The following is a 21,668-nucleotide window of genomic DNA, read 5'->3' on the forward strand; positions in this document are numbered from 1 at the left end:
CAATGAGCGGGAACACAGCCAGGTGCCGACAGGAGAGGCGGTGGGCACGGTGGAGCTTCCCGTGGTCGTCGGGGTCGACGGTTCGGACGCCGCCTCCGACGCACTGGACTGGGCCGCGGCCATGGCGGCCCGGCGGCGGCTTCCCCTGCGCATCGTGCATGCCTCCCTGTGGGAGCGGTACGAGGGCTACGTCCCCGCCACGGCCGCCGACCGCCCCACCGAGCGCCTGCACAGCGAGACCGTGCTGGCCACCGCGGCCGAGCGGGCCGGGCGGCGCGCACCGGCGCTGAAGGTGATGACCGATCTGGCGGCCGACGACGCGGTGACCGCCCTGCTGCGCGCCGGGCAGAGCGCGGAGGCGGTGGTCGTCGGGTCGCGGGGGCGCGGCGAATTCGCGTCCCTGCTGCTGGGCTCGGTCGGGCTGGGCATCGCGGCCCGCGCGTCCTGCCCGGTGATCGTCGTCCGCGGCCGCCCGGAGGGCCTGCACGGCCGGATGGGGCGCGTCGCGGTGGGCATCGCCGAGCGTGAGCGCCCGGGCGAGCACGACCGCACCCCGCCCTCCCCCGCCGTCGCCTTCGCGCTCCGGGAGGCCCGGCTGCGCGGCTGCGAGCTGGCGGCGGTGCACGCCTGGCGCTGCGCGGGAGCGGACGACCACGGGCCGCACGAAGAGCGGGGCTGCGCGAAGCGCATCGGGCAGGGGTGGTGGTCGGGCTGGCGGGCGGGACACGCCCGGCACGCCGCCGAGCTGCTGGACGAGGCGCTGGGCGGGGTGACGGAGATGGCGCGGCCGCCCGTGCCGGTGGCCTACCACGCGGTCGAGGGCCCGGCCCGCAAGGCGCTGCTGGACGCCTCGGACCGGGCCGACCTGCTGGTGGTGGGCGCCCGGCGGCGGCAGGGGCACTTCGGGATGCAGCTGGGGCTGGTCAACCACGCCGTACTGCACCACGCCCGCTGCCCGGTGGCGGTGATCCCGCAGCCCTGACTGTCCGTCCCCCTCGATACGCTGTGTATCGCGGCGGCAACAAGGGGGGAACCACGTGTCGGGCACTGCGGATCAAGGGAGTCATCCCGCGCTGCCTCAACTCCGGCTGGATCAGCTTCTCGACGAGCTGCAGGCGCGGCTGGATGCCGCCCGGGCCACCCAGGGGCGGATGCACAGCCTGCTGGAGGCCGTGCTCAGCGTGGGCCGCGAGCTGGATCTGGAGCAGGTGCTGCGGCGGATCGTGGAGGCGGCGGTGGTGCTGGCCGACGCGCAGTACGGGGCGCTGGGCGTGGTCGACCGGAACCGGCTGTCGCAGTTCCTTCCGGTGGGCATATCGGAGGATCTCGCCCACCGGATCGGCCCGCTGCCGAGCGGCCACGGCCTGCTGGGCGAGCTGATCCGCCATCCGCAGCCGCTGCGGCTGACCGATCTGTCCGAGCATCCGGCGAGCCACGGTTTCCCGGAGCACCATCCGCCGATGCGCTCCTTCCTGGGGGTGCCGATCCGGGTGCGGGATCAGGTGTTCGGCAATCTGTACCTCACGGAGAAGCGCGGCGGCGCGCAGTTCGACCCCGAAGACGAGGCGGTGCTGACCACCCTGTCGGTCGCCGCGGGGGTGGCCATCGACAACGCCCGGCTGTACCACGAGAGCCGCCGCCGCGAGCAGTGGCTGGAGGCCCTGGGGGTGATCACCCGCACGCTGCTGGCGGGCACTCCGGCGGCCGAGGTGCTGAGCCTGATCGCCCGGCTGGCACTCCAGGTCTCGCTGGCCGATTCGGCGGCCATCCTGCTGCCCGCTCACGGCACGGACAGTCTGATGGTGGAGGTCGCGGAGGGGCACGACGCGGAGCGCATCGGCGGTCTGGTGGTGCCCGCCGACGGCTCGCTGGCCGGTCTCGCGGTGCGCACCGGGCGGCCCGCGGTGGCGAGCGACGTACGGACGGACGCCCGGGCGCGGTCCTGGCCGCTGCCGGATCAGGAGAGCGAGTTCGGCCCGCTGGTGGCCGTACCGCTGGTCGCGCATGAGCGGTCCTCCGGGGCGCTGCGGCTGTGCCGGCTGGCGGGGCGGCCGCCGTTCGACGACCACGAGGTGGAGCTGCTGTCGGGCTTCGCCGCGCAGGCGGCGCTCGCGCTCGAACTGGCCCGGCACCGTGCCGAGTCCGAGCATCTGGCGTTACTCCACGACCGCGATCGGATCGCTCGTGACCTGCACGATCTGGCGATCCAGCGGCTGTTCGCGACGGGGCTGACGCTGCAGAGCGCGAGCCGGCTGATCGAGCATCCGGAGGCGGGTGAGCGGGTCGGCCGGGCGGTGGACGACCTGGACGAGACGATAAAGATCATCCGCTCGACGATTTTCGCGCTGCGGACGGTCGGGAACGAGGACGGCGAGCCGGCCGGCTTGCGCCGGCGCCTGGTGAAGGTCGTACGGTCGGCATCGGACACCCTGGGGTTCACGCCGTCGCTGCTGATGGACGGGCCGGTCGACACCGACGTGCCGGACGAGACGGGTGATCAGGCGCTGGCGGTGCTCGCCGAGGCGCTCAGCAACACCGTCCGGCACGCACGGGCCCAGCGGGTGGACGTGCGGTTCACGGTCGGGGCCGATGTCGTTCTCACGGTGACCGACAACGGGGTGGGCATCGGTGCCGCCGCTCCCGTCGGCGGGCTGGTCAACATGCGGTCGCGGGCCGAGCTGCTGGGCGGCACGCTGAGCATCGAGGCCCCCGAGGCGGGCGGCACACGGGTGGTGTGGCGCGTCCCACGGACTCTGGGCGGCCCCGCGCGCGACGCGAAAGGGCTCAGCCCGTGATATGGCTCTCTCTTCACCGAATTCGCGCATATCCGGCCTGCCATGCGGTATCCACGAACGGGGAAGGGGGTTGTCGGAAGACGTGCGGATGATGCGAATGATCAGGGGCTTGTGGCGTTGGCGGCGGAACCCGCTGCGCCGTAGGACCGACGTGGCCGAGGCGTATGCGGCGCTTGTCGCCGCCGTGTTGATCGTGCTCGCGACCCCGGCCGTGGGCTGGGCAGCGGGTTCTCTGGCGCATGGGGCGCTGGTGAGAACCGGGCAGGAGCAGCGCGCGGAGCGCCATGTCGTGGCGGCCACCGTGGTCGAGGTGCTGCCACAGCCGCCCATGGATTCCGACCCGGAGACCGCCACGGCGCGCGATGCCCACCGCCGGGTCCACGCCCGCTGGACGGGCCCGGACGGCAGCAGGCACGACGGCACGATCGCCGCCCACCCGGGTGCCGACCCGGGCGAGACGTTCGGCATCTGGACGGACGACCGGGGCCGGCTGCGGACTCCTCCCCTGGACTCGGCCACCGCGACCACCCACGCGGCGCTGGCGGGGATCGGCGCGGGCGTGGCGACGGCGGGTCTGATCGACGGCGCCCGGCGGCTGGTCGTATGGCGGCTGGTGCGCCGGCGTTACGCCCAGTGGGACATCGCGTGGCAGCGGGCCGGTCAGGACTGGGGCCGAGCCGACGCGGACAGCTGACGCGAACAGTAACGTAGAGCCGGGCACCGCCCCGGCTCGCGCCTCGTCACCGGGACACCCTGTGCGCCGTGCCTTCCGGGCAGGTCAACTCGGCGTGCCGCGCGCACGCTACGGTGGGTCCCTCACGTGAACAGCGGCACAGTCGCGCACATCCGGCATTCGCACGAGGTGGGGGCACAGCAGCACCATGGCACAGGGCTCGGTCGTCCAGGTGACGCACAGCGGAACGTCGCGGTGGCGGCGCCGCACCGGAGAGTACGCCTCCCTCGCCGCGGCCCTGGAGGCCGCCGGGGACGGCGATGTGCTCTCCATCTCGCCCGGCACCTACCGCGAGAATCTGGTGGTGGGGCGGGCCGTCACGCTGCGCGGCCCCGAGGGCTCCTCGCGCGGCTCGGTGCGGATCGCTCCCGCCGACGGCGTCGCGCTGACGATACGGGCGTCCGCGGTGGTCCAGGATCTGCATGTCGAGGGCATGGACTCGGCGTCGCCCGCGCTGCTCGTCGAGGAGGGCACCCCGGAGCTGACGGACGTACGGGTCGCGACGCGGTCCGCCGTCGGCATCGAGGTACGCGGCGGTGCCCGGCCGACCGTGCGGCGCTGCACCGTGGACAACCCGGCGGGCGTGGGCCTGAGCGTGCTGGACGGCGCGGGCGGGGTGTTCGAGGACTGCGAGGTCGTGGCGGCCGGGCAGTCCGGGGTCGCGGTGCGCGGCGGCGCCCGCCCGCGCCTGGAGCGGTGCCGCATCCACCACTCGTCGGGGGCCGGGGTGGCGCTGACCGGTGAGGGCAGCTCGCTGGAGGCCGTCGGCTGCGAGGTGTACGAGATCCGGGGCGCGGGGGTGACGGTCTCCCAGCGGGCGACCGGGCATCTGACCGACTGCCGGGTGCACCGCACGTCGGGCGACGGCGTCAACCTGGACACCGACGCCGTGCTGACGCTCGCGGACTGCGAGATCCATGACGTCCCGGAGAACGCGGTCGACCTGCGGTCCCGTTCGGTGCTGACGCTGACCCGCTCGACGGTGCGCCGGTTCGGGCGCAACGGCCTGTCGGTGTGGGATCCGGGCACCCGGGTGGACGCCAACCAGTGCGAGCTGCACGAGAGTACGGGCGACTATCCGGCGGTGTGGGTGAGCGACGGTGCCACGGCCGTGCTCGACTCGTGCCGGGTGCGCGACGTGCCCGACGCGCTGTTCGTCCTGGACCGCGGCTCACGCGTGGACGTCGTCGACAGCGATCTGTCGCAGGTGCGCAACACGGCGGTGTCGGTGAGCGACGGGGCGACCGCGCAGCTGGACGACTGCCGCATCCGGGAGGCGGCCACCGGCGCCTGGTTCCGCGATCACGGCAGCGGCGGCACCCTCGCCAACTGCACCATCGACGGCGCCGCGACCGGAGTGATCGTCACCAAGGGCGCCGATCCGACGGTCGAGCGCACCACGGTCTCCTCGCCGACGGAGGCCGGGTTCTATGTGTCCGCCGAGGGCCGCGGGACCTTCACCGGCTGCCGGGTGACGGGCAGCAGCGGCTACGGCTTCCACATCATCGACGGCTGCCGTACCACCCTGACCCGGTGCCGCACCGAGCGGTGTGCGCGCGGGGGTTACGAGTTCTCCGAGGCGGGTCCGGCCGTCGAGGACTGCACGAGCGACGAGAGCGCCACCAGCGCCGTCACCACCCCGGCGACCACCCCCGCCCTCCCCCCGACAGCCGCCGTGGAGACCGCCGCCTCGACGGGCGGGCTGCTGGGCGGCATCCCGGCGCAGCGCGCCACCCAGCCCCCTGCCCTGGCGGCCGCGCCCGGCGCTCCCGCCGCCGAACCGGTGTCCGTCCGGCCGTCCACCACGGTGCTGGGCGAACTGGACGCGCTGGTCGGGCTGGACAGCGTCAAGCGCGAGGTGCGCGCCCTCACCGACATGATCGAGGTCGGCCGGCGGCGTCAGGAGGCCGGGCTGAAGGCCGCCTCCGTCCGCCGCCATCTGGTCTTCACCGGCTCCCCCGGCACCGGCAAGACGACGGTCGCCCGGCTCTACGGCGAGATCCTGGCCTCCCTGGGGGTGCTGGAGCGCGGTCATCTGGTGGAGGTCTCCCGGGTGGATCTGGTCGGCGAGCACATCGGCTCGACGGCGATCCGCACCCAGGAGGCGTTCGACCGGGCGCGCGGCGGGGTGCTGTTCATCGACGAGGCGTACGCGCTCTCGCCCGAGGACTCCGGCCGGGACTTCGGGCGCGAGGCGATCGACACCCTGGTGAAGCTGATGGAGGACCACCGGGACTCGGTGGTGGTCATCGTCGCCGGGTACACCGCGGAGATGGAGCGCTTCCTGTCCGTCAACCCCGGTGTGGCGTCCCGCTTCTCACGCACCATCACCTTCGGCGACTACGCGCCCGAGGAGCTGCTGCGGATCGTGGAGCAGCAGGCCGACGACCAGGAGTACCGGATCGGCGAGGGCGCGTCGGAAGCGCTGCTGAAGTACTTCACGGCGCTCCCGAAGGGCCCGGCGTTCGGCAACGGCCGCACCGCCCGGCAGACCTTCGAGGCGATGGTGGAGCGGCACGCGGGCCGGGTCGCCCAGCACAGCGACCCGACCACCGACGACCTCACCCTGCTCTACCCGGAGGACCTGCCCGAACTGCCCTGAGCGGCTTCCGCGTTGCTCTGCGCCGGTTCGGGATCGCTCGGCGCCGGTTTCGGTACGGTCGCGCAGCCGGATGTTCGCTCGGGGAGCCGGGCCAGCAGTGCGGCCCGCTCCCGGTCGAAGGCCGGGTCCGCCTGGTACTCGGAGTGCCCCAGGATCGGTGCGGGCAGCGGGTGTTCGGCGGTGCGGCCGTACGCGAGCGGGTCCTTGAAGGCGTCGCAGTCCACCTCGGGCCCGGTTCCGTCGGGCAGCCGGATCGGGCCGCCGATGGGGTCGGTGTAGCGCCACAGGTTGCGCCAGCACCGCACCTCGCTGTGGAGCGAGCCCAGTTGCGCGGGGCCGAAGTAGGCGGGGAACCAGCGCCCGTACAGCCGCTCCAGCGGCGAGCCGTAGGTGAGCAGCGCGACCTGGGCGCGGGTGCGCAGGTCGACCTGCCAGACCGCGGCGGCGGCGAGCACGCTGCCCTGGGAGTGCCCGGAGATGACGAGGCGGCCGCCGTAGGTGCGGGTCCAGGTCTCCATCCGCCAGGTCAGGTCGGGGACGGCGCGCTCGGCGTAGCAGGGCGGGGCGAAGGGGTGCGCGGCGCGCGGCCAGAAGGTGCCGACGTCCCACAGGATGCCGATGGTGCGCCGGGCCGACGGGCTGCGGTAGGCGCGGCGGGCCCAGGTGACCAGCATCAGGACCGCGAAGCCCATCATCCACGAGCCCAGCGCCTGTGCCGTCTGCGTGGCGGCGTCCACGATGCCCGGGGTGTCGTCGGCGGCTCGCCCCGGCACCTCGTGGGTGGCCAGGGCCCCGGCGACCGCGAGCCCCCCGAGCAGCAGGATGAACAGGGCGACGGGGCCGACGAGCCAGGGGGTGGAGTCGGTGAGCCCGGCGCGGGCGATCGTGGAGGCGATCCGGCGGCTGCGCACCGCGTCGGCCGGCTCGCCCGGATAGCCGTCCAGGACGTCGGGGATGAGCCGTTCCCGTACCCGCCAGGCGCGCAGGGCGAAGACGGCGGCCAGCAGCAGGATCATCAGCAGCAGGACCGGTATGGCCGTGGCCCACCAGGACAGCAGGATGGGGGGCGTGATGGCGCCGCCCTCGCCCGGGGTGGCGCCGCCGTCCAGCCAGTCGGCGATGCGCTGGGCGAGGCCGCCTGCGAGCACCGAGCCGAGTCCGCAGGCGAGCATGGCGACGGCGGGGCCGGACAGCCCGCGCAGCGGGGTGCGCGCGGTGGGCGCCTCCCGGTACAGGGCCAGGGCGCACGCCGCGATGGCCACGATGAGCGCGCCCTGCACGATCGCGATCACGGAGAAGGTCTGGTCTCCGGACAGCCTCCCCCGGGAGGCCCAGCCGGGGCGGGACCAGCCCGCGTACAGCACGGCGAGCACGAGCACGCCGAGCGCGGCGCCGGGCAGCGCGGTGATGGTGAGGCGGTCCAGTTCGCTGTCGGCCCTGGTCTCGCTGCGCCCGCGGCGGCACACCACGACCACCACGGCGCACCCGCCGGCCACCACCAGGGTCAGCAGCGTCCAGCCCACGGCGTCCAGCAGGGCGCTGCCGCCCGTTTCGCGGTCGTACCCGACGGTGGCCGCGGTGACGGCCGCGGCGATCAGCAGAAAGCCGGCGGCGGTATGGGCGGCGCGCAGCCGGGCGACGATCCGGCGGCCGTACCAGAAGCCCGGCAGGCACAGGGCGGGCTGGTTGCCCGCCTCGGCGCAGGTCTCGTCCACCGGCAGCCCCGGCGGGGCCTGCGACTCGTACGCGCTCCAGGTGCGGTTGGACAGGTACCACAGCAGGCCGACCAGGAGCGCCGGTACGACGGCGGTCAGCGCGAGCCGGCGGCCGGGCTGGCTCCACCAGCCGTCGTCCCCGGCGGACAAGAAACCGAGCCAGGTGCCGTCGGCGCATTCGGCGGTGCCCGCGCACTGCCAGGCGACCAGGTCGAGGGCCACCTCGCAGGCCCCGGCGACCAGCAGCACGGTCAGGCTGAGCGCGACCAGGCGCACCAGCACGCCGTAGGTGCGCACGGTGCGCTCCCGCCGGTCGGCGGCGGGGCGCATCCAGTGGGCCAGGTTGACGATCATGAAGGGCAGCAGGAGCAGCCACAGGGCGCGGGCGCCGTTGCCGGAGGTGAGGTTGCACCAGACGTACGCCTCGCGGACCGGGCCGTCCCGGTAGTCCTCCGGCCGCGACTCGGCGTCCATGTCGTCGAGGCGCCGGTAGACCGCCGCGGTCTCGTCGCCGGTGACCGGGGCGGTGCGCGAATCGGTCAGCATCTCCTGGGGGGTGGTGCCGCCGACGCCGTGGACCAGGAGTTCCAGATCGGGGGGCGGTGCCCCGTTCGGGGGCGGCGGTGATGCCCCCAGCGCCCGGTCCGCCCCCGTTGCCGATGCGCCCGTACCCGTGGTCGATGCCACCGTGTCCCCCGATCCCGGTGTCGTGCGGTCGTTCCGTCCCGGTGCTCGCTCCAGGATTGTGCCCAACGGGGTGGGACACGGACCATGACGGGCCGGACGTGGCGAAATCGTGACCCCCGAGCGCTCCGGGGACCGGTTGTCCGCCCCACGTGCGAAGATGTCCGCGCGGGCGACGTGCGCCGACCGGAAGGGAACGGGCAGGGTGAGCGACAACCAGAATCTCCTCGCCGAGCAGCGGCGCGCCCTGATTCTCGACGAGGTCAGGCGGCGCGGTGGAGTGCGGGTCAACGAGCTGACGCGCAAGCTCAATGTGTCCGACATGACGGTCCGTCGCGATCTGGACGCGCTGGCCCGGCTGGGCGTGCTGGAGAAGGTCCACGGCGGCGCGGTGCCGGTCGCCGAGGCGAGCACGTACGAGCCGGGGTTCGAGGCCAAGTCCGGTCTGGAGCTGACCGCGAAGGAGGACATCGCGAAGGCCGCCGCCGCGATGGTCACCCCGGGCACGGCGATCGGGCTGGCCGGGGGCACGACGGCGTTCGCGCTGGCCCAGCAGCTGCTGGAGGTGCCGGATCTTACCGTGGTGACCAACTCGGTCCGGGTGGCGGACGTGTTCTACAACGCGCAGCGGTCGGCGGCGCTCGGCGGGGCGGCGCCGCGCCCCGGGGCGGCCACCGTGGTGCTCACGGGCGGGGTGCGCACCCCGTCGGACACGCTGGTGGGGCCGGTCGCGGACGCCGCGGTGCGCTCGCTCCACTTCGACGTGCTCTTCCTCGGGGTGCACGGCATATCGGCCGAGGCCGGGCTGTCCACGCCGAACCTGGCGGAGGCGGAGACCAATCGCCACTTCGTGCGGTCCGCGCGGCGGGTGGTGGTGGTCGCCGACCACACCAAGTGGGGCACGGTGGGCCTGAGTTCCTTCGCCTCGCTGGAGCAGGTGGACGCGCTGGTGACGGACCCCGGGCTGCCGGTCGGGGCGCGCGCCGAGATCGCCGAGTATCTGCCGGAGCTGGTGGTGGCGGGCGAGCCGGTCGGGACCGTGTCGCACACCTGACGGGGCGACAGTTGTGCGGCTATCGTTGGGGAATGACGTACCGGCTGCGTTCCGTAGGACTGGATTACATCGATACCGCCCCGGTGCGGCTCGCGTTCGTCGCCGAGGCGTCGGCGGGCCCCGAGGCCGTGTTCGGGGCGCTGGCCGACGTCGAGGGCTGGTCCCACTGGTTCCGCCAGGTGTCGGAGGCCCGTGCGACGGACGACGGGACGGGGCGCCTGATCCGCCTCGTGGGCGGCGGCCGTTTCCGCGAGACGGTGATGGCTTCCGATCCGGGCGAGCGCTACGCGTACCGGGTCGACGAGGCGAACGTACCGGGGCTGCGGGCCCTGTTGGAGGAATGGCGACTGGTGCCGTGGCACTCCGGTACGGTGGTGCGCTACACGTTCGCGCTGGACGGCACGGTGGTGACCCGGGCCTCGGCGCGGCTCTTCCGCCCGGTGCTGCGGCGGGCTTTCCACGACGCCGTCAGGTGCCTGGACCGGCGCCTGACGACGGTCTGAGGCCGACGGACGGCAGCTGCGGCCGGGGGTGTCCTGCCCCTTAGTCCGGCCAGTGTCCGGTCGTCAGGAAGGTCTCGATCGCCTTCGCGTGCGGCTCGATGTCCAGCCCCTGCTCCTCCAGCCAGGCGTCCGAGTAGTACTTGTCCAGATACCGGTCACCCGGGTCGCACAGCAACGTGACCACGCTCCCCGTGCGCCCCTGCGCCACCATCTCGGCGACGATCTTCAGCGCGCTCCACAGCCCGGTGCCCGTGGACCCGCCCGCCTTGCGCCCGATCACCCGTTCCAGCGCCCTTACGGCCGCGACGCTCGCCGCGTCCGGGACCTTCATCATCCGGTCGATCGCGCCGGGCACGAAGCTGGGTTCCATCCGGGGGCGGCCGATGCCCTCGATACGCGAACCGGACTCGCTGCACGCGTGGGCGTCGTGGTGTACCCAGCCGTCGAAGAAGCACGAGTTCTGCGGGTCGGCGACGCACACCCGGGTGTCGTACTGCATGTAGTGCACATAGCGCGCGATGGTCGCGGAGGTGCCGCCGGTGCCCGCGGTGGCGATCACCCAGGCCGGTTCGGGGTAGCGCTCCAGCCGGAGCTGCTGGTAGATCGACTCGGCGATGTTGTTGTTGCCTCGCCAGTCGGTCGCCCTCTCGGCGTAGGTGAACTGGTCCATGTAATGGCCCCCGGATTGCGTCGCGAGCGCGATGGCCTCCTCGTACATCTTCCGCGGGTCGTCCACGAAATGGCACTGGCCGCCATGGAATTCGATCAGGCGGCACTTTTCCCGCTCGTCGTGCGCGGCATCACCGCGATGAAGGGGACGCCGATCAGCTTCGCGAAGTACGCCTCGGATACGGCGGTGGAGCCGCTGGACGCCTCGATGACGGGTTTGCCGGGGCGGATCCAGCCGTTGCACAACCCGTAGAGGAACAGCGAGCGAGCGAGCCGGTGCTTGAGGCTCCCTGTGGGATGGGTGGACTCGTCCTTGAGGTAGAGGTCGATCCCCCACCGCTCCGGGAGCGGGAAGCTCAGCAGGTGCGTATCGGCGGAACGCTGGGCATCGGCCTGCACTTTCCGGACGGCCTCCTTGAGCCAGTTCCGGTAGTCGTGATCGCTGCGGTCCACGTCAACCGTGTCGACGACCGCCCGCGTCGTACTGTCCACGCCGCTCCTCGTGCTTGTGCCCCGTGCCCGGTCCGAGTGGCATACTCGGTCCGTTTCGATCCTAAATGGCCCCCGGTGCGCCCTGGTGCCCCGGGCCGGTCACGGGCACACTGCGCAGCAGGGAGAATAAGTCAGTAGCGCGCTTGCCAGTCGGAAGCCACCGGGGAGGCGGTCGTGATGGCCGATACCGAGTTCAACGCCAGGGGTGTACGGATCGAGCGATTCCTGCGCTCGGTCACCCGCGCCGGACAGGTCTCGATCAAGGACGGCAGGCTGCAGTTGCTGACCAGCTACGGGCGCGAGATCGACAGCGCACCCGTGCAGTCGGTCCGGGCGAGCAAGCCGTGGTTCGTGGACGGCGACCAGGCCATGGCCACCGTCAACGGCACCCGCTATCGCCTCACCCTCGGCCAGCCCGACGCGGCCAAGCCCGCCGGGTCCGGTACCGTCAGCCGCTTCCTCGACGCCGTCCGATCCGCCCGGGGGCACGCCCACAAGGGGTGAAGGCGGCCGAGTTGCGCATGCGCGCGGGGGGACCGACCCTTGGACGAGCATCAGTATCACTGAGAGTCAACAAGCGGTGACGCTGAGAACCGGCCCACCGGTCGCGCACGGCAGCCACCACTGCCGCACGCGTTCGTCGCCCGCATCTGCATCAGGCTAGCCCCAACTTCTTCAGGGAGTCGCAGCCGTGATCAGTCGTCCTAGCAGGCATTGCACGGTGGAGCTGCAAGCCCTGCCGTCGCGGATCGGTCAGGTCCGCAGAATCGTGTCGGCGCAGTTGCGCTACTGGCATCTGGATCCGCTCATCGACCCGGCGGCGCTCGGTGTCACCGAGCTGCTCACCAATGTGCACCGGCATGCCGAGCCGGACAAGCAGTGCACGGTGGAGATCGCCCTCATGCTCGACCGGCTGACGGTATCGGTCCGCGACCAGGATCCGCGATTGCCCCGGGTCCGCGAGTGCGACCCCGTATCCACGCACGGCCGGGGGCTCGCGCTGGTCGCGGCGGTCAGCCAGACCTGGGGAATGCACGTACGGGACGACGGCAGCGGCAAGGTCGTCTGGTTCACCCTGGCCGTGCCACAGCCCGCAGCCGCGACCGGCTCGCCCTGGGCGGCGTACGGAGCGGGCCGCACCGCGCCGCCGCCGCACCGCGCGACCGTCTCCCGCCCGGCGACGGCCCCCGCCCCGGCCTCCGCACCGGCCCCGGTGTCCCCGGTGACTCCGGCGTCCCCCGTGTCCCCCGTGTCCCCGGTGTCCCCGGTGACTCCGGTGTCCGCGCCGGCGCCCGTGGCGGCACCCGCCCCCGCAGCGGCGGCGGCATCCGCACCGCCCGTACGGGAGCGGGCACCGGCCGCCCGATCGGCCGTATCCCATTGAACGGATCAGCACCGGCCGTGGGGGCCGTCCCGGACCCATGACGGACGGGACGGCCCGAACGGCTCTACGGCGCGCCCTTGGCATGACGGCCGAACTGCTCGTCCAGGACGGACAGTCGGCGCCAGTACTCGTCCTCGTCGATCTCACCGGCCGCGAAGCGCCGCCCGAGGACCACGATCGGCGACTGCTCGCCGAGCGCCGGGCGGCCCTGCTGCCAGGGGGCGCGCCCGCGCCCCACCACCCGCCGCAGCAGGAAGATCCCTCCGCCGACGACCAGCGCCCACATCAGGGGGAAGAAGAGAATCCACGGACCGGGTCCGGGTCCGTCGGCCAAGCCGTGCGCCAGGTTGGTCATGGTGATCGCGCTCCTCGGTGGTTTCCGCAGGGTCGCTTCCGAGCGTCCCGCCCGGCGGCGCCCGGGTCGTCGTACGGCCGAGGGCAGTTCGTATAGTCCCCGGGGAGTACGCGGGGACCCACGCGGTGCCCGACCTCACGCCCGCACTGCGACCTCCCCGGTAAGGGAGTTCCGGAGAAGGAAAGAGCCCGCTCATGCATGCGATGCAGTACCGGATCACGCTGCCCGCCGACTACGACATGAAGATCATCCGGCACCGGGTGGAGTCGAAGGGGCCGCTCCTGGACGACTTCCCGGGGCTCGGCCTCAAGGCGTACGCCATCCGCGAGCGCGGGGTCGACGGCTCACCGGTCAACGCTTACGCGCCGTTCTACCTCTGGTCCGCCCCGGAGGCCATGAACCGCTTCCTGTGGGGCCCCGGATTCCGGGGCATCGTCCGGGACTTCGGCCGCCCCGTCGTCGAGCACTGGCAGGGGCTGGCCTTCCACCGCGGCCCGGCCGCCGACACCGTACCGCGCACCGCCGTCCGCCACACCGAACCGGTCCCGGCCGCCGCCGACCCCGCGACCGCCGTCGACGGCGCGCTGGAGGAGCTGCGGCGACTGGCGGCCGCGGACGGCGTGCACGCGGCGGCCCTCGGCATCGACCCGCGCGGCTGGGAGCTGGTGCGCTTCACGCTCTGGGCCGACTCCGCACCGTCCGACGAGCCCGGCGACCGTTACCAGGTGCTCCACGTGTCGGCCCCCGGCCTGGCCGCCCTGCCCGAGGGGCGGCAGTGGTGAGGTAGCGGGTATGCCTACGCCGCGCCCAGCGCCTCCAGCGGGTCGTCCAGCACCGGCTGCCACGCCAGCTCCGCCGCGCCCACCAGGCTGCCGTGGTCCAGCGTGCACGCCAGGATCGGCACGCCCCCGCTCCGCCCCCACAGGCTGCGCTCGGCGACGACCGCCCGCAGCCGCTCCGGGTCGGCCTCCAGCAGATCGCGGTGGAGTCCGCCGAGGAGGATGCGGTCGGGGTTGAGGATGTTGACGAGCCCGGCGAGCCCGAGGCCCAGGCGGTCGATGAGCTGCTCGGCGGCGGTGCTCACGGACGGATCGGCGCAGTCGTCGCGCATCAGGTCGTGGGCCTGCTGGAGCAGGGACACCTCGGGACCGGGGTCGCGCCCGGCGGCGTTGAGGAAGGCGAGCGGATCGGTCTCGATGTCCAGGCAGCCGCGGCTGCCGCAGTGGCAGGGCGGGCCCTCGGGGTTGACGGTCAGATGGCCGACCTCCAGGGCGAGCCCCGCGCTGCCGGTGTGCAGCCGCCCGTCGAGGACGAGCGCGCCGCCGACGCCGCGGTGTCCGGTGGCGACGCACAGCAGATGCTGGGCGCCGCCGCCGGCGCCGTGCCGGTGCTCGGCGAGGGCGGCGAGGTTGACATCGTTGCCCGCGTGGCCGGTGAGGGGTTCCCCGTCCGCGCCGCGGATTCCCGCCTCCGCCAGGCTCCGGGTGAACAGCTCGCGCACCGGGGCGCCCGCGGGCCAGGCGATGTGCAGCGGGTTCAGGGCGGTGCCCTCCGGTTCGGCGACCGCGGACGGCACCGCCAGCCCGGCGCCCACACAGCGGCGGCCGGTCTCGCGCAGCAGCTGGGCTCCGGCCTCGACGACCGCGTCGAGGACATGCACCGGGTCCGCGGGCACCGTCATGCAGCCGGGGGCAGTGGCGACGATGTTGCCGCCGAGCCCGACGAGCGCCGCCCGGAAGCCGTCGGCGTGGACCTGGGCGGCGAGCGCGACGGGTCCGCGCGGGGCGATCGCCAGCCGGTGCGACGGGCGGCCCTGCGCCCCGGCGGAGCCGAGCGGGCGCGCGTCCACCTCGATCAGGCCGAGCGCCTCCAGCTCGGCGGCGACGGCCCCCGCGGTCGCACGGGTCACTCCGAGTTCGGTCGTGAGCACCGCGCGAGTGGGAGCGCGGCCGGTGTGTACGAGCGCCAGGGCCGGGCCAAGAGCGCCCCGGCCCCGCTCGAGCCTTGTCCGTGTCTGGGTCACGCCTCTATTCTCACTTTGTGCCGACACCAAACAAAACATGGACGGCCATTCCGGGGAAACGCGGGGCCGCCGCCCCAGAGCGCGCCCTCTCCCAACTCCGCGCCGCCCTCACCGTGTTCTTCGCCCTCGACGGCTTCGTCTTCGCCGGGTGGGTCGCCCGTATCCCGGCGATCAAGGACCAGACGGGTGCCTCCGCGGGCGCCCTGGGACTCGCCCTGCTGTGCGTCTCGGTGGGCGCCACCGCCACCATGATGACCACCGGGTGGCTCTGCCGCCGCTTCGGCAGCCACGCCACGACGGTCGCCCTCGCCGTGCTGCTCTCGCTCAGCGTCACGCTGCCGCCGCTGACTCATTCCGCGCTCGCCCTCGGGCTGGTGCTGCTGGTCTTCGGCACCGGCTTCGGCGGGCTCAACGTCGCCATGAACAGCGCGGCCGTCGATCTCATCGCCGCGCTGCGCAGGCCGGTCATGCCCAGCTTCCACGCGGCGTTCAGCCTGGGCGGCATGGCCGGGGCGGGGCTCGGCGGGCTGATCGCGGACCATCTCTCCCCCACCCGTCATCTGGCGCTGCTGGCCGCCGTCGGGCTGGTGCTCGCGGCGGCCGCGGGCCGGACACTGCTCTCCGTTCCGCCGCCGTCGCCGCCCGAAACCGGTACGAGCCCGGCGGCCGAGGCATCCACCGGGGCACGACGGGGCGCCGCGCGCTGGCTGGTGGCCGTGTTCGGCCTGATCGCGCTGTGCACGGCGTACGGCGAGGGCGCGATGGCGGACTGGGCCGCGCTCCATCTGCACCAGGACCTCGACGCGTCCGCCGGGGTCGCCGCCGCCGGTTACTCCGTCTTCGCGCTGACGATGGCCATCGGGCGGCTGTCCGGCACGGCTCTGCTCGAACGGCTCGGCCAGACCACGACGTTGACCGCGGGCGGCGCCACGGCAGCGGCCGGGATGTTGCTGGGCGCGCTCGCGCCGACGGTCTGGCTCACGCTGCTCGGCTTCGCGGTCACCGGCCTCGGCCTGGCCAACCTCTTCCCCGTGGCCATCGCCCGCGCGGGCGCGCTGACCGGCCCCAGCGGGGTCGCCGCGGCCTCCACCCTCGGCTACGGCGGCATGCTGCTGGGCCCGCCAATGATCGGCTTCCTCGCGGACGGGTTCTCGCTGCCCGCCGCGCTCACCACGGTGGCGGCGCTGGCGGCGGTCGCGGCCGTCGTCGCGTACGCCACGCGCAACGCCGCACGCCGCGGGGTTGGTTGAATTCAGCCAGGTCACCCCGCTTGTCGGTGGTGACTGGCAGAATTCCGCCATGGAGATTGCCGAGCTGATCGACGTCCTGGACCGCGAGGGACACCTGCTGGCCGACGCCGCGGCCAAGGCGGGTACGGACGCCCGGGTGCCCACCTGCCCCGGGTGGCAGGTCCGGGACCTGCTGTCGCACATCGGGCGGGTGCACCGGTGGGCGGCCCGCTACGTCACCGAGGGGCTGACGGAGCCGTTCAAGCCGGGCGGTGGCGAACCCGAGCCGGAGAGCGCCGACCTGGTCGCGTGGTACCGGGAGAGGCATCGTGCGCTGGTCAAGGCGCTGGCCGACGCCGATCCGGCCCTGGAGTGCTTCACCTTCCTGCCCGCCCCCTCGCCGCTGGCGTTCTGGGCCCGGCGGCAGGCCCATGAGACGGCGATCCACCGGGTCGACGCCGAGTCGGCGCTGGGCGCGGACCACTCACCGTTCGATCCGGCCTTCGCGGCGGACGGGATCGATGAGCTGCTGAGCGGCTTCCACACACTGGAGCGCAGCCGGGTGCGGATCGACACCCCGCGCACCCTGCGGCTGCGGGCCACGGACACCACCGACGTGTGGACGGTGCGGCTCTCCGAGGACATCCCGCACACCACGCGCGGCACCGAGGGGGACGCGGACTGCGAACTGAACGGTCCGGTCGGCGAGCTGTATCTCGTGATGTGGAACCGGCTGCCGTACAGCGCGCTGAGCGGCAAGGGCGATCTGTCGCTGGCGCAGGTGTGGCGGGAGCTCTCGGGATTCTGAGCCCTGCCCACCACGACCGACCAGACACCGCACACCCGAGGACTGATGCCGGATGACCGGACCCCGTGACCAGGCCGACCGGGACGCGCTCACTGTGGAGATCGTGTTCGCCGTCGTCACGGGCGCGCTGCTGGCGGCCGTCCTGTTCGTCGCCGTCGCGAGCCCCGCGCTCTACGGCGAGCTGGGGCGGGCCCAGGAGACCGCGTGGCGGACGGCGGCCGCCGCCGTGGCCACCGCCGGGTTCGCCTACCGCGTCGTGCGGGTGCTGTGGTGGCTGCCCCGGCAGAGGCGCGAATGACCGGGGACGGGTGGTGGCGGTGTGCGGGGCTGCGCTGGTCTCCCGGCTCCGGTCCGGCGCTCGTCTGGCACCACCCGGCCCGCGGTGAGCGGACGTCCGCGCTGACGCGGGGCCGTCCGCTGGCCTTCACCACGGGGCCCGGGCGCCACTGCGTCGGGGTGCGCCGGGGCGCCCGGCACACGCCGTGCCCGGACGCCGCCGAGGTGACGGCGTCCGCGGTCTCGGCCCAGTGCGCGGACTGCGCCCGGCTCGACCGTTCGTACTCGGTCGCCGCCGACACCCGCACCGACGACCCCCGCCCGTACGACGTCTATCTCGCCTGGTTCGGGCCGGGGTTGGTCAAGGTCGGCATCACGGCGGCCGAGCGGCAGGGCGGACGACTGTTGGAGCAGGCCGCCCTGTCGTACGCGCTGCTCGGCCGCGGCCCGCTGATGGCCGCGCGCCGCGCCGAGGCCGTGCTGGGCGCCGCGCTCGGCGTCCCGGACCGCTTTCCGTACGCCGCCAAGCGCGCCGCGCGGGAGGCGCCGCCGCCCCGGGAGCACCGCGCCGCCGAGCTCGGGGCGCTGCACGCGCGGGCGAGCGGGCTCGGCGGTCTGCCCGAGTCGCTGGCCCTCACCGCGTTCGCGCCGGTCCACCACGACGAGGCGTTCCACCTGGAGCGGCTGGGTCCGGTGCAGGGGGTGGTGCGGCTCGTCGCCGATCGCACGGTGGCGGGACGCGTCGAGGGCGTGGCGGGCCCGGACATCCATCTGACCGCGTCGGACGGCCGTGCCCTGCTGCTGGACGGCCGTCTCCTGGCGGGCCGACCTCTCGGCGCGGCCGCGGCGGGCGCGGAGACGACGGCCCCGGTGGAGGCTCCGGTGCGCGAGCCCGTCCGTCCCGAGGCGCTGTTCTGAGGGGCGTGGGGCCCCTGGCTCGACGCGGCGCCATCAGCCCAGCCATCCCGGGCGCACCAGCCCCGACTCATAGGCGAGGACGACGAGTTGGGCGCGGTCGCGCGCACCCAGCTTGACCATCGTGCGGCTCACATGGGTCTTGGCGGTGAGCGGGCTGACGACCAGGCGCCGCGCGATCTCCTCGTTCGACAGGCCGATCCCGACCAGGGCCATCACTTCCCGCTCCCGCTCGGTCAGTTCGGCGAGGACCGAGGCGGGCGCGGGCTCCTTCGAGCGGGCGGCGAACTCGGCGATGAGACGGCGGGTGACCCCGGGCGACAGCAGCGCGTCGCCGTCGACCACGGCCCGCACGGCGCGCAGCAGTTCTTCCGGCTCGGTGTCCTTGACCAGAAAGCCGGAGGCGCCGCCGCGGAGGGCCTCGAAGACGTATTCGTCCAGCTCGAAGGTGGTCAGCATGACCACCTTCACGTCCGCGAGGGCGGGGTCCTCGGTGATCCGGCGGGTCGCGGCGAGACCGTCGAGGAGGGGCATGCGGATGTCCATGAGCACGACATCGGGGCGGCGCTCCCGCACCTCCTTCAGGGCCTGCTCCCCGTCGGCGGCCTCGGCGACCACGTCGATGTCCGGCTGGGCGGCCAGCAGCGCCCGGAAGCCCGCGCGGACCAGGATCTGGTCGTCGGCGAGCAGGACGCGGATCACTCGGCTCACGGTGTCTCCTCGGTCGCATCGGGCGCGGCAGTGGCATCGGGCGCGGCGGACGTGTCGGCAGGGGCAGTCGTCGCGCCGAGCGGGATGCGGGCGTGCACGCGGAAGCCGCCGTCGGGGCGCGGACCGGCGTCCACCGTGCCGCCGAGGGCGGCGGCACGCTCGCGCATGCCGACCAGGCCGTTGCCGCCGCCCGCCGCGCCGTCCCAGGTCGCCGGGCCGTCGTCGTCCACCCGCAGCTCCAGCTCGGCCGGAGCGTACGACAACCGGACGCGTGCACTCCGGGCGCCGGAGTGGCGGACGATGTTGGTCAGCGCCTCCTGGACGATGCGGAACGCGGCCAGGTCCGTGCCCGGCGGCAGGGCGGCCCGTAGGCCCTCCGTCTCCACCTCCACCGTCAGCCCCGCGCCCGCGGCCTGTTCGGTCAGCTCCGGCAGCCGGTCGAGACCGGGGGCGGGCTGGCGCGGCGCGGCGCCGGAGGCGCGCAGGGTGTCCAGGACCTGGCGCACCTCGCCCAGCGCCTCCTTGCTGGCCGCCTTGATGGTGGTCAGCGCGGTGCGGGCCTGCTCGGGGTCCTGGTCGAGGAGGGCGAGGCCGACCCCCGCCTGCACGTTGATGACCGAGATGCTGTGGGCGAGGACGTCGTGCAGCTCGCGGGCGATCCGCAGCCGCTCCTCGTCCGCCCGGCACCGTACCGCCGCCGCCCGTTCCGCCCGCTCGCGGGCCCACCGCTCGCGCCGTACACGGACGAGTTCGGCCGCGGCGAGCAGCGCCGCCGCCCAGGCCGCGACCGCCACCTCCGGTCCCCATCCGGCGGGCCGGTCGCCCGGGGGCGGCAGCCAGCGGTAGAGCCAGTGCGCGATGAGCAGCCGCCCCGCCCACAGCGCGCCGACCGCGCACCAGGCCGCCACCCGCTGCCCGGCGGCGATGGCGGCGACGCAGGCGACGACGACGCTGAGGAAGACCGGGCCGTTGGGGCCGCCCGCGGCGAGGTAGCCCAGGGTCGCCGCCGAGACGCCGAGGACGGTGAGCCGGGGGTGGCGGTGGCGCAGGAGCAGCAGCGCGGGACCGGCCAGGAGCAGCGCGTAGACACCGGGGCCGAGGGCCGCCCGGTCCGGCTGCCGGTGGGCGGCGAACCCCGTGCCCATCAGCTGGATGACGGCGACGGCGAGCGAGGAGCGCCAGGGCACGGACGTGCCCGGCGGGCCGAACGGCCCTCCCTGCCACGGCTCTGCGCGCCACCACCAGCCGGGCCCGCGCCCCGGAACGCGCCCCGGACCGGGCCCCGACCCCCGCTCCCCCGTGAATGCGTGCATGCCGGTAACGCTAGACCGCCCGCCCGCGAACGGCGTCCCCCGCGCGCGGTGGCCGCCCGTACTCCCGCCGGAGTAGGCCGCGGGGCAGGCGTCGCTACCCCAGGCCCACGTGCCGCCCCAGGGTGGCGGCGGTGTACGCGAAGAACTCGTCCCGCGCCTCCACCCCGCCCTCGAACTGGCCGAACAGCTCGAAGCTGATCAGCCCGAACAGCTGCGCCCACGCCGCGACGAGCGCCGCGAGCGCCGGGGCGGGCAGCTCGACGCCGATGATGCCGGCCAGCGTCGTCATGTCCGCCCGCACCTCCTCCGGCAGCTCCGCCCCCTCCGGTACGCGCAGGGCGCCCGCGGCGTGGGCGTCGCGGACGATGGCGATGAGGACGAGGGCGGCGCGGGCGGCGGGGGCGACGGTGGCCTGGGGCGCGGAGTAGCCCGGCACCGGGGAGCCGTAGATCAGCGCGTACTCATGCGGGTGGGCGAGCGCCCAGGCGCGGGCCGCCCGGCAGACCGCGGTCCAGCGGGCCACGGGCTCGTCGTCGGCGCGCGTCGCGGCGAGCGCGTCCTCGGCGGCGGCACCGATCGCGTCGTACGCGTCCACGATGAGCGCGGTCAGCAGCTCGTCGCGGCTCGGGTAGTAGCGGTAGAGGGCGGAGGAGACCATGCCCAGCTCGCGGGCGACGGACCGGAGCGACAGCTTGGCCGCGCCCTGATCGGCCAGCTGGCGGCGCGCCTCTTCCTTGATGGCGGCGGTCACATCGGCGCGGGCCCGTTCCCTGGCCCCTCGGATCGCGGTCATGCGGTCCAGTCTGCCACGCGTTCGGAGCGGCGACCCAATACGAGAGCACTGCTCTTGCCAGGACGCGAACGGGAGGTGCACACTGCTCTAGAGCGAGAGCACTGCTCTCGTGATGGATCACCACAACAGACGGAGGACGTCATGACGCAGCACTACATCCAGCCCCGCCGCTTCGAGATGCCCATCCACCGCGCAGTGGCCTGGCTGTCGCGCCACGGGCTCGGCCTCTTCGGCTCGGCGGAGCTGTCCGTGCCCGGCCGGTCCAGCGGGGCGTTGCGGCGCGTCCCGGTCAATCCGCTGAGCCTGGACGGCGGGAGCTATCTCGTCTCGGCGCGCGGCAACGCCCAATGGGTGCGCAACCTGCGGGCGGCCGGGGGCGGTCAGCTGCGCAAGGGCCGTAGAACGCGGCCGTTCACCGCCGCCGAACTGCCCGAGGGCGAGGAGAAGGCGGCGGTGCTGCGGGCCTACCTGGGGCGGTGGGGGTGGGAGGTCGGCGCCTTCTTCGACGGCGTGACCGCCACCTCCCCCGACGCCGAACTCGCCCGCATCGCCGCCATGCACCCGGTCTTCCGCATCACCACCACGTAAGGCGTAGGCGCTAGGCGTAAGCGCTG

At 74.0% G+C, this 21,668-nt stretch carries 20 protein-coding genes and 1 pseudogene; 14 read left to right on the forward strand and 7 right to left on the reverse strand.

Annotated elements, in window-relative coordinates; genetic code table 11:
• The first annotated feature begins 40 nt into the window (after positions 1–40).
• From ACH4SI_RS35620 to ACH4SI_RS35635, 4 genes are all read left to right on the forward strand, one after another.
• Complete coding sequence (locus ACH4SI_RS35620) at positions 41–982, forward strand: universal stress protein (RefSeq protein ID WP_398303235.1); 942 nt, start codon at positions 41–43, stop codon at positions 980–982.
• A 55-nt stretch (positions 983–1,037) separates the two neighbouring features.
• The gene (locus tag ACH4SI_RS35625) at positions 1,038–2,795 is read left to right on the forward strand and encodes a GAF domain-containing protein (RefSeq protein ID WP_398303237.1); all 1,758 of its coding nucleotides are present in this window, start codon (positions 1,038–1,040) and stop codon (positions 2,793–2,795) included.
• Between the two features lie 91 nt (positions 2,796–2,886).
• Positions 2,887–3,489, forward strand: coding sequence for a hypothetical protein (locus ACH4SI_RS35630; protein WP_398303309.1), 603 nt, complete (start codon positions 2,887–2,889; stop codon positions 3,487–3,489).
• Between the two features lie 187 nt (positions 3,490–3,676).
• Entirely contained in the window at positions 3,677–6,130 is a 2,454-nt protein-coding gene (locus tag ACH4SI_RS35635) for a right-handed parallel beta-helix repeat-containing protein (RefSeq protein WP_398303239.1), read from the forward strand.
• On the opposite strand, the gene ACH4SI_RS35640 is transcribed toward ACH4SI_RS35635, so the two are convergent.
• The gene (locus tag ACH4SI_RS35640; protein ID WP_398303311.1) at positions 6,100–8,199 is read right to left on the reverse strand and encodes a hypothetical protein; all 2,100 of its coding nucleotides are present in this window, start codon (positions 8,197–8,199) and stop codon (positions 6,100–6,102) included. The two genes, ACH4SI_RS35635 and ACH4SI_RS35640, sit on opposite strands and share 31 nt — an antisense overlap.
• A 535-nt stretch (positions 8,200–8,734) precedes the next feature.
• On the opposite strand from ACH4SI_RS35640, the gene ACH4SI_RS35645 reads away from it, so the two are divergent.
• Positions 8,735–9,583 (forward strand): DeoR/GlpR family DNA-binding transcription regulator, encoded by an 849-nt coding sequence (locus ACH4SI_RS35645; protein ID WP_398303241.1) that lies wholly within the window; start codon positions 8,735–8,737, stop codon positions 9,581–9,583.
• A gap of 32 nt (positions 9,584–9,615) precedes the next feature.
• A complete protein-coding gene (locus tag ACH4SI_RS35650) occupies positions 9,616–10,086 on the forward strand; it encodes an SRPBCC family protein (RefSeq protein WP_398303243.1) in 471 nt (156 codons plus the stop codon).
• 40 nt (positions 10,087–10,126) lie between these two features.
• Here ACH4SI_RS35650 and ACH4SI_RS35655 read toward each other — a convergent pair.
• Positions 10,127–11,247 (reverse strand): annotated as a pseudogene (locus ACH4SI_RS35655) (PLP-dependent cysteine synthase family protein).
• Positions 11,248–11,424: 177 nt separating this feature from the next.
• On the opposite strand from ACH4SI_RS35655, the gene ACH4SI_RS35660 reads away from it, so the two are divergent.
• Both ACH4SI_RS35660 and ACH4SI_RS35665 read left to right on the forward strand, forming a co-directional pair.
• Positions 11,425–11,751, forward strand: coding sequence for a hypothetical protein (locus tag ACH4SI_RS35660; protein ID WP_398303244.1), 327 nt, complete (start codon positions 11,425–11,427; stop codon positions 11,749–11,751).
• Between the two features lie 187 nt (positions 11,752–11,938).
• Complete coding sequence (locus ACH4SI_RS35665; protein ID WP_398303246.1) at positions 11,939–12,631, forward strand: ATP-binding protein; 693 nt, start codon at positions 11,939–11,941, stop codon at positions 12,629–12,631.
• Between the two features lie 64 nt (positions 12,632–12,695).
• On the opposite strand, the gene ACH4SI_RS35670 is transcribed toward ACH4SI_RS35665, so the two are convergent.
• Complete coding sequence (locus tag ACH4SI_RS35670; protein WP_398303248.1) at positions 12,696–12,986, reverse strand: SHOCT domain-containing protein; 291 nt, start codon at positions 12,984–12,986, stop codon at positions 12,696–12,698.
• Positions 12,987–13,180: 194 nt separating this feature from the next.
• On the opposite strand from ACH4SI_RS35670, the gene ACH4SI_RS35675 reads away from it, so the two are divergent.
• Entirely contained in the window at positions 13,181–13,768 is a 588-nt protein-coding gene (locus ACH4SI_RS35675; RefSeq protein ID WP_398303250.1) for a DUF4865 family protein, read from the forward strand.
• Positions 13,769–13,782: 14 nt separating this feature from the next.
• Here the strand turns inward: ACH4SI_RS35675 and ACH4SI_RS35680 are convergent, their stop codons facing one another.
• The gene (locus ACH4SI_RS35680; protein WP_398303253.1) at positions 13,783–15,048 is read right to left on the reverse strand and encodes an ROK family protein; all 1,266 of its coding nucleotides are present in this window, start codon (positions 15,046–15,048) and stop codon (positions 13,783–13,785) included.
• On the opposite strand from ACH4SI_RS35680, the gene ACH4SI_RS35685 reads away from it, so the two are divergent.
• Genes ACH4SI_RS35685 through ACH4SI_RS35700 form a run of 4 tightly spaced genes read left to right on the forward strand, consistent with a single transcriptional unit; the run spans position 15,027 to position 18,240 of the window.
• Entirely contained in the window at positions 15,027–16,259 is a 1,233-nt protein-coding gene (locus ACH4SI_RS35685) for an MFS transporter (protein WP_398303255.1), read from the forward strand. The genes ACH4SI_RS35680 and ACH4SI_RS35685 overlap by 22 nt on opposite strands.
• A 49-nt stretch (positions 16,260–16,308) precedes the next feature.
• On the forward strand, positions 16,309–17,046 hold the full coding sequence (locus ACH4SI_RS35690; RefSeq protein WP_398303257.1) for a maleylpyruvate isomerase family mycothiol-dependent enzyme: 738 nt from the start codon (positions 16,309–16,311) through the stop codon (positions 17,044–17,046).
• A gap of 52 nt (positions 17,047–17,098) precedes the next feature.
• Positions 17,099–17,344 (forward strand): DUF6332 family protein, encoded by a 246-nt coding sequence (locus tag ACH4SI_RS35695; RefSeq protein WP_398303259.1) that lies wholly within the window; start codon positions 17,099–17,101, stop codon positions 17,342–17,344.
• Positions 17,341–18,240, forward strand: a complete 900-nt coding sequence (locus tag ACH4SI_RS35700; protein WP_398303261.1) for a DUF2797 domain-containing protein — start codon at positions 17,341–17,343, stop codon at positions 18,238–18,240. Before ACH4SI_RS35695 ends, ACH4SI_RS35700 begins: the two co-directional genes overlap by 4 nt.
• 33 nt (positions 18,241–18,273) lie before the next feature.
• Here the strand turns inward: ACH4SI_RS35700 and ACH4SI_RS35705 are convergent, their stop codons facing one another.
• The 3 genes from ACH4SI_RS35705 to ACH4SI_RS35715 form a co-directional block, all read right to left on the reverse strand.
• Entirely contained in the window at positions 18,274–18,939 is a 666-nt protein-coding gene (locus tag ACH4SI_RS35705) for a response regulator (RefSeq protein WP_398303313.1), read from the reverse strand.
• 5 nt (positions 18,940–18,944) lie between these two features.
• Complete coding sequence (locus tag ACH4SI_RS35710; protein ID WP_398303263.1) at positions 18,945–20,261, reverse strand: sensor histidine kinase; 1,317 nt, start codon at positions 20,259–20,261, stop codon at positions 18,945–18,947.
• 94 nt (positions 20,262–20,355) lie between these two features.
• Positions 20,356–21,054 carry a TetR/AcrR family transcriptional regulator gene (locus ACH4SI_RS35715; RefSeq protein ID WP_398303265.1) on the reverse strand — a complete coding sequence of 233 codons (699 nt, stop codon included), beginning with the start codon at positions 21,052–21,054 and terminating at the stop codon, positions 20,356–20,358.
• 141 nt (positions 21,055–21,195) lie between these two features.
• On the opposite strand from ACH4SI_RS35715, the gene ACH4SI_RS35720 reads away from it, so the two are divergent.
• Entirely contained in the window at positions 21,196–21,642 is a 447-nt protein-coding gene (locus tag ACH4SI_RS35720) for a nitroreductase family deazaflavin-dependent oxidoreductase (RefSeq protein ID WP_398303267.1), read from the forward strand.
• Positions 21,643–21,668: the final 26 nt, after the last annotated feature.

Origin of the sequence: Streptomyces sp. NPDC021212, assembly GCF_044332925.1 — a bacterium.
GTDB lineage: Bacteria > Actinomycetota > Actinomycetes > Streptomycetales > Streptomycetaceae > Streptomyces.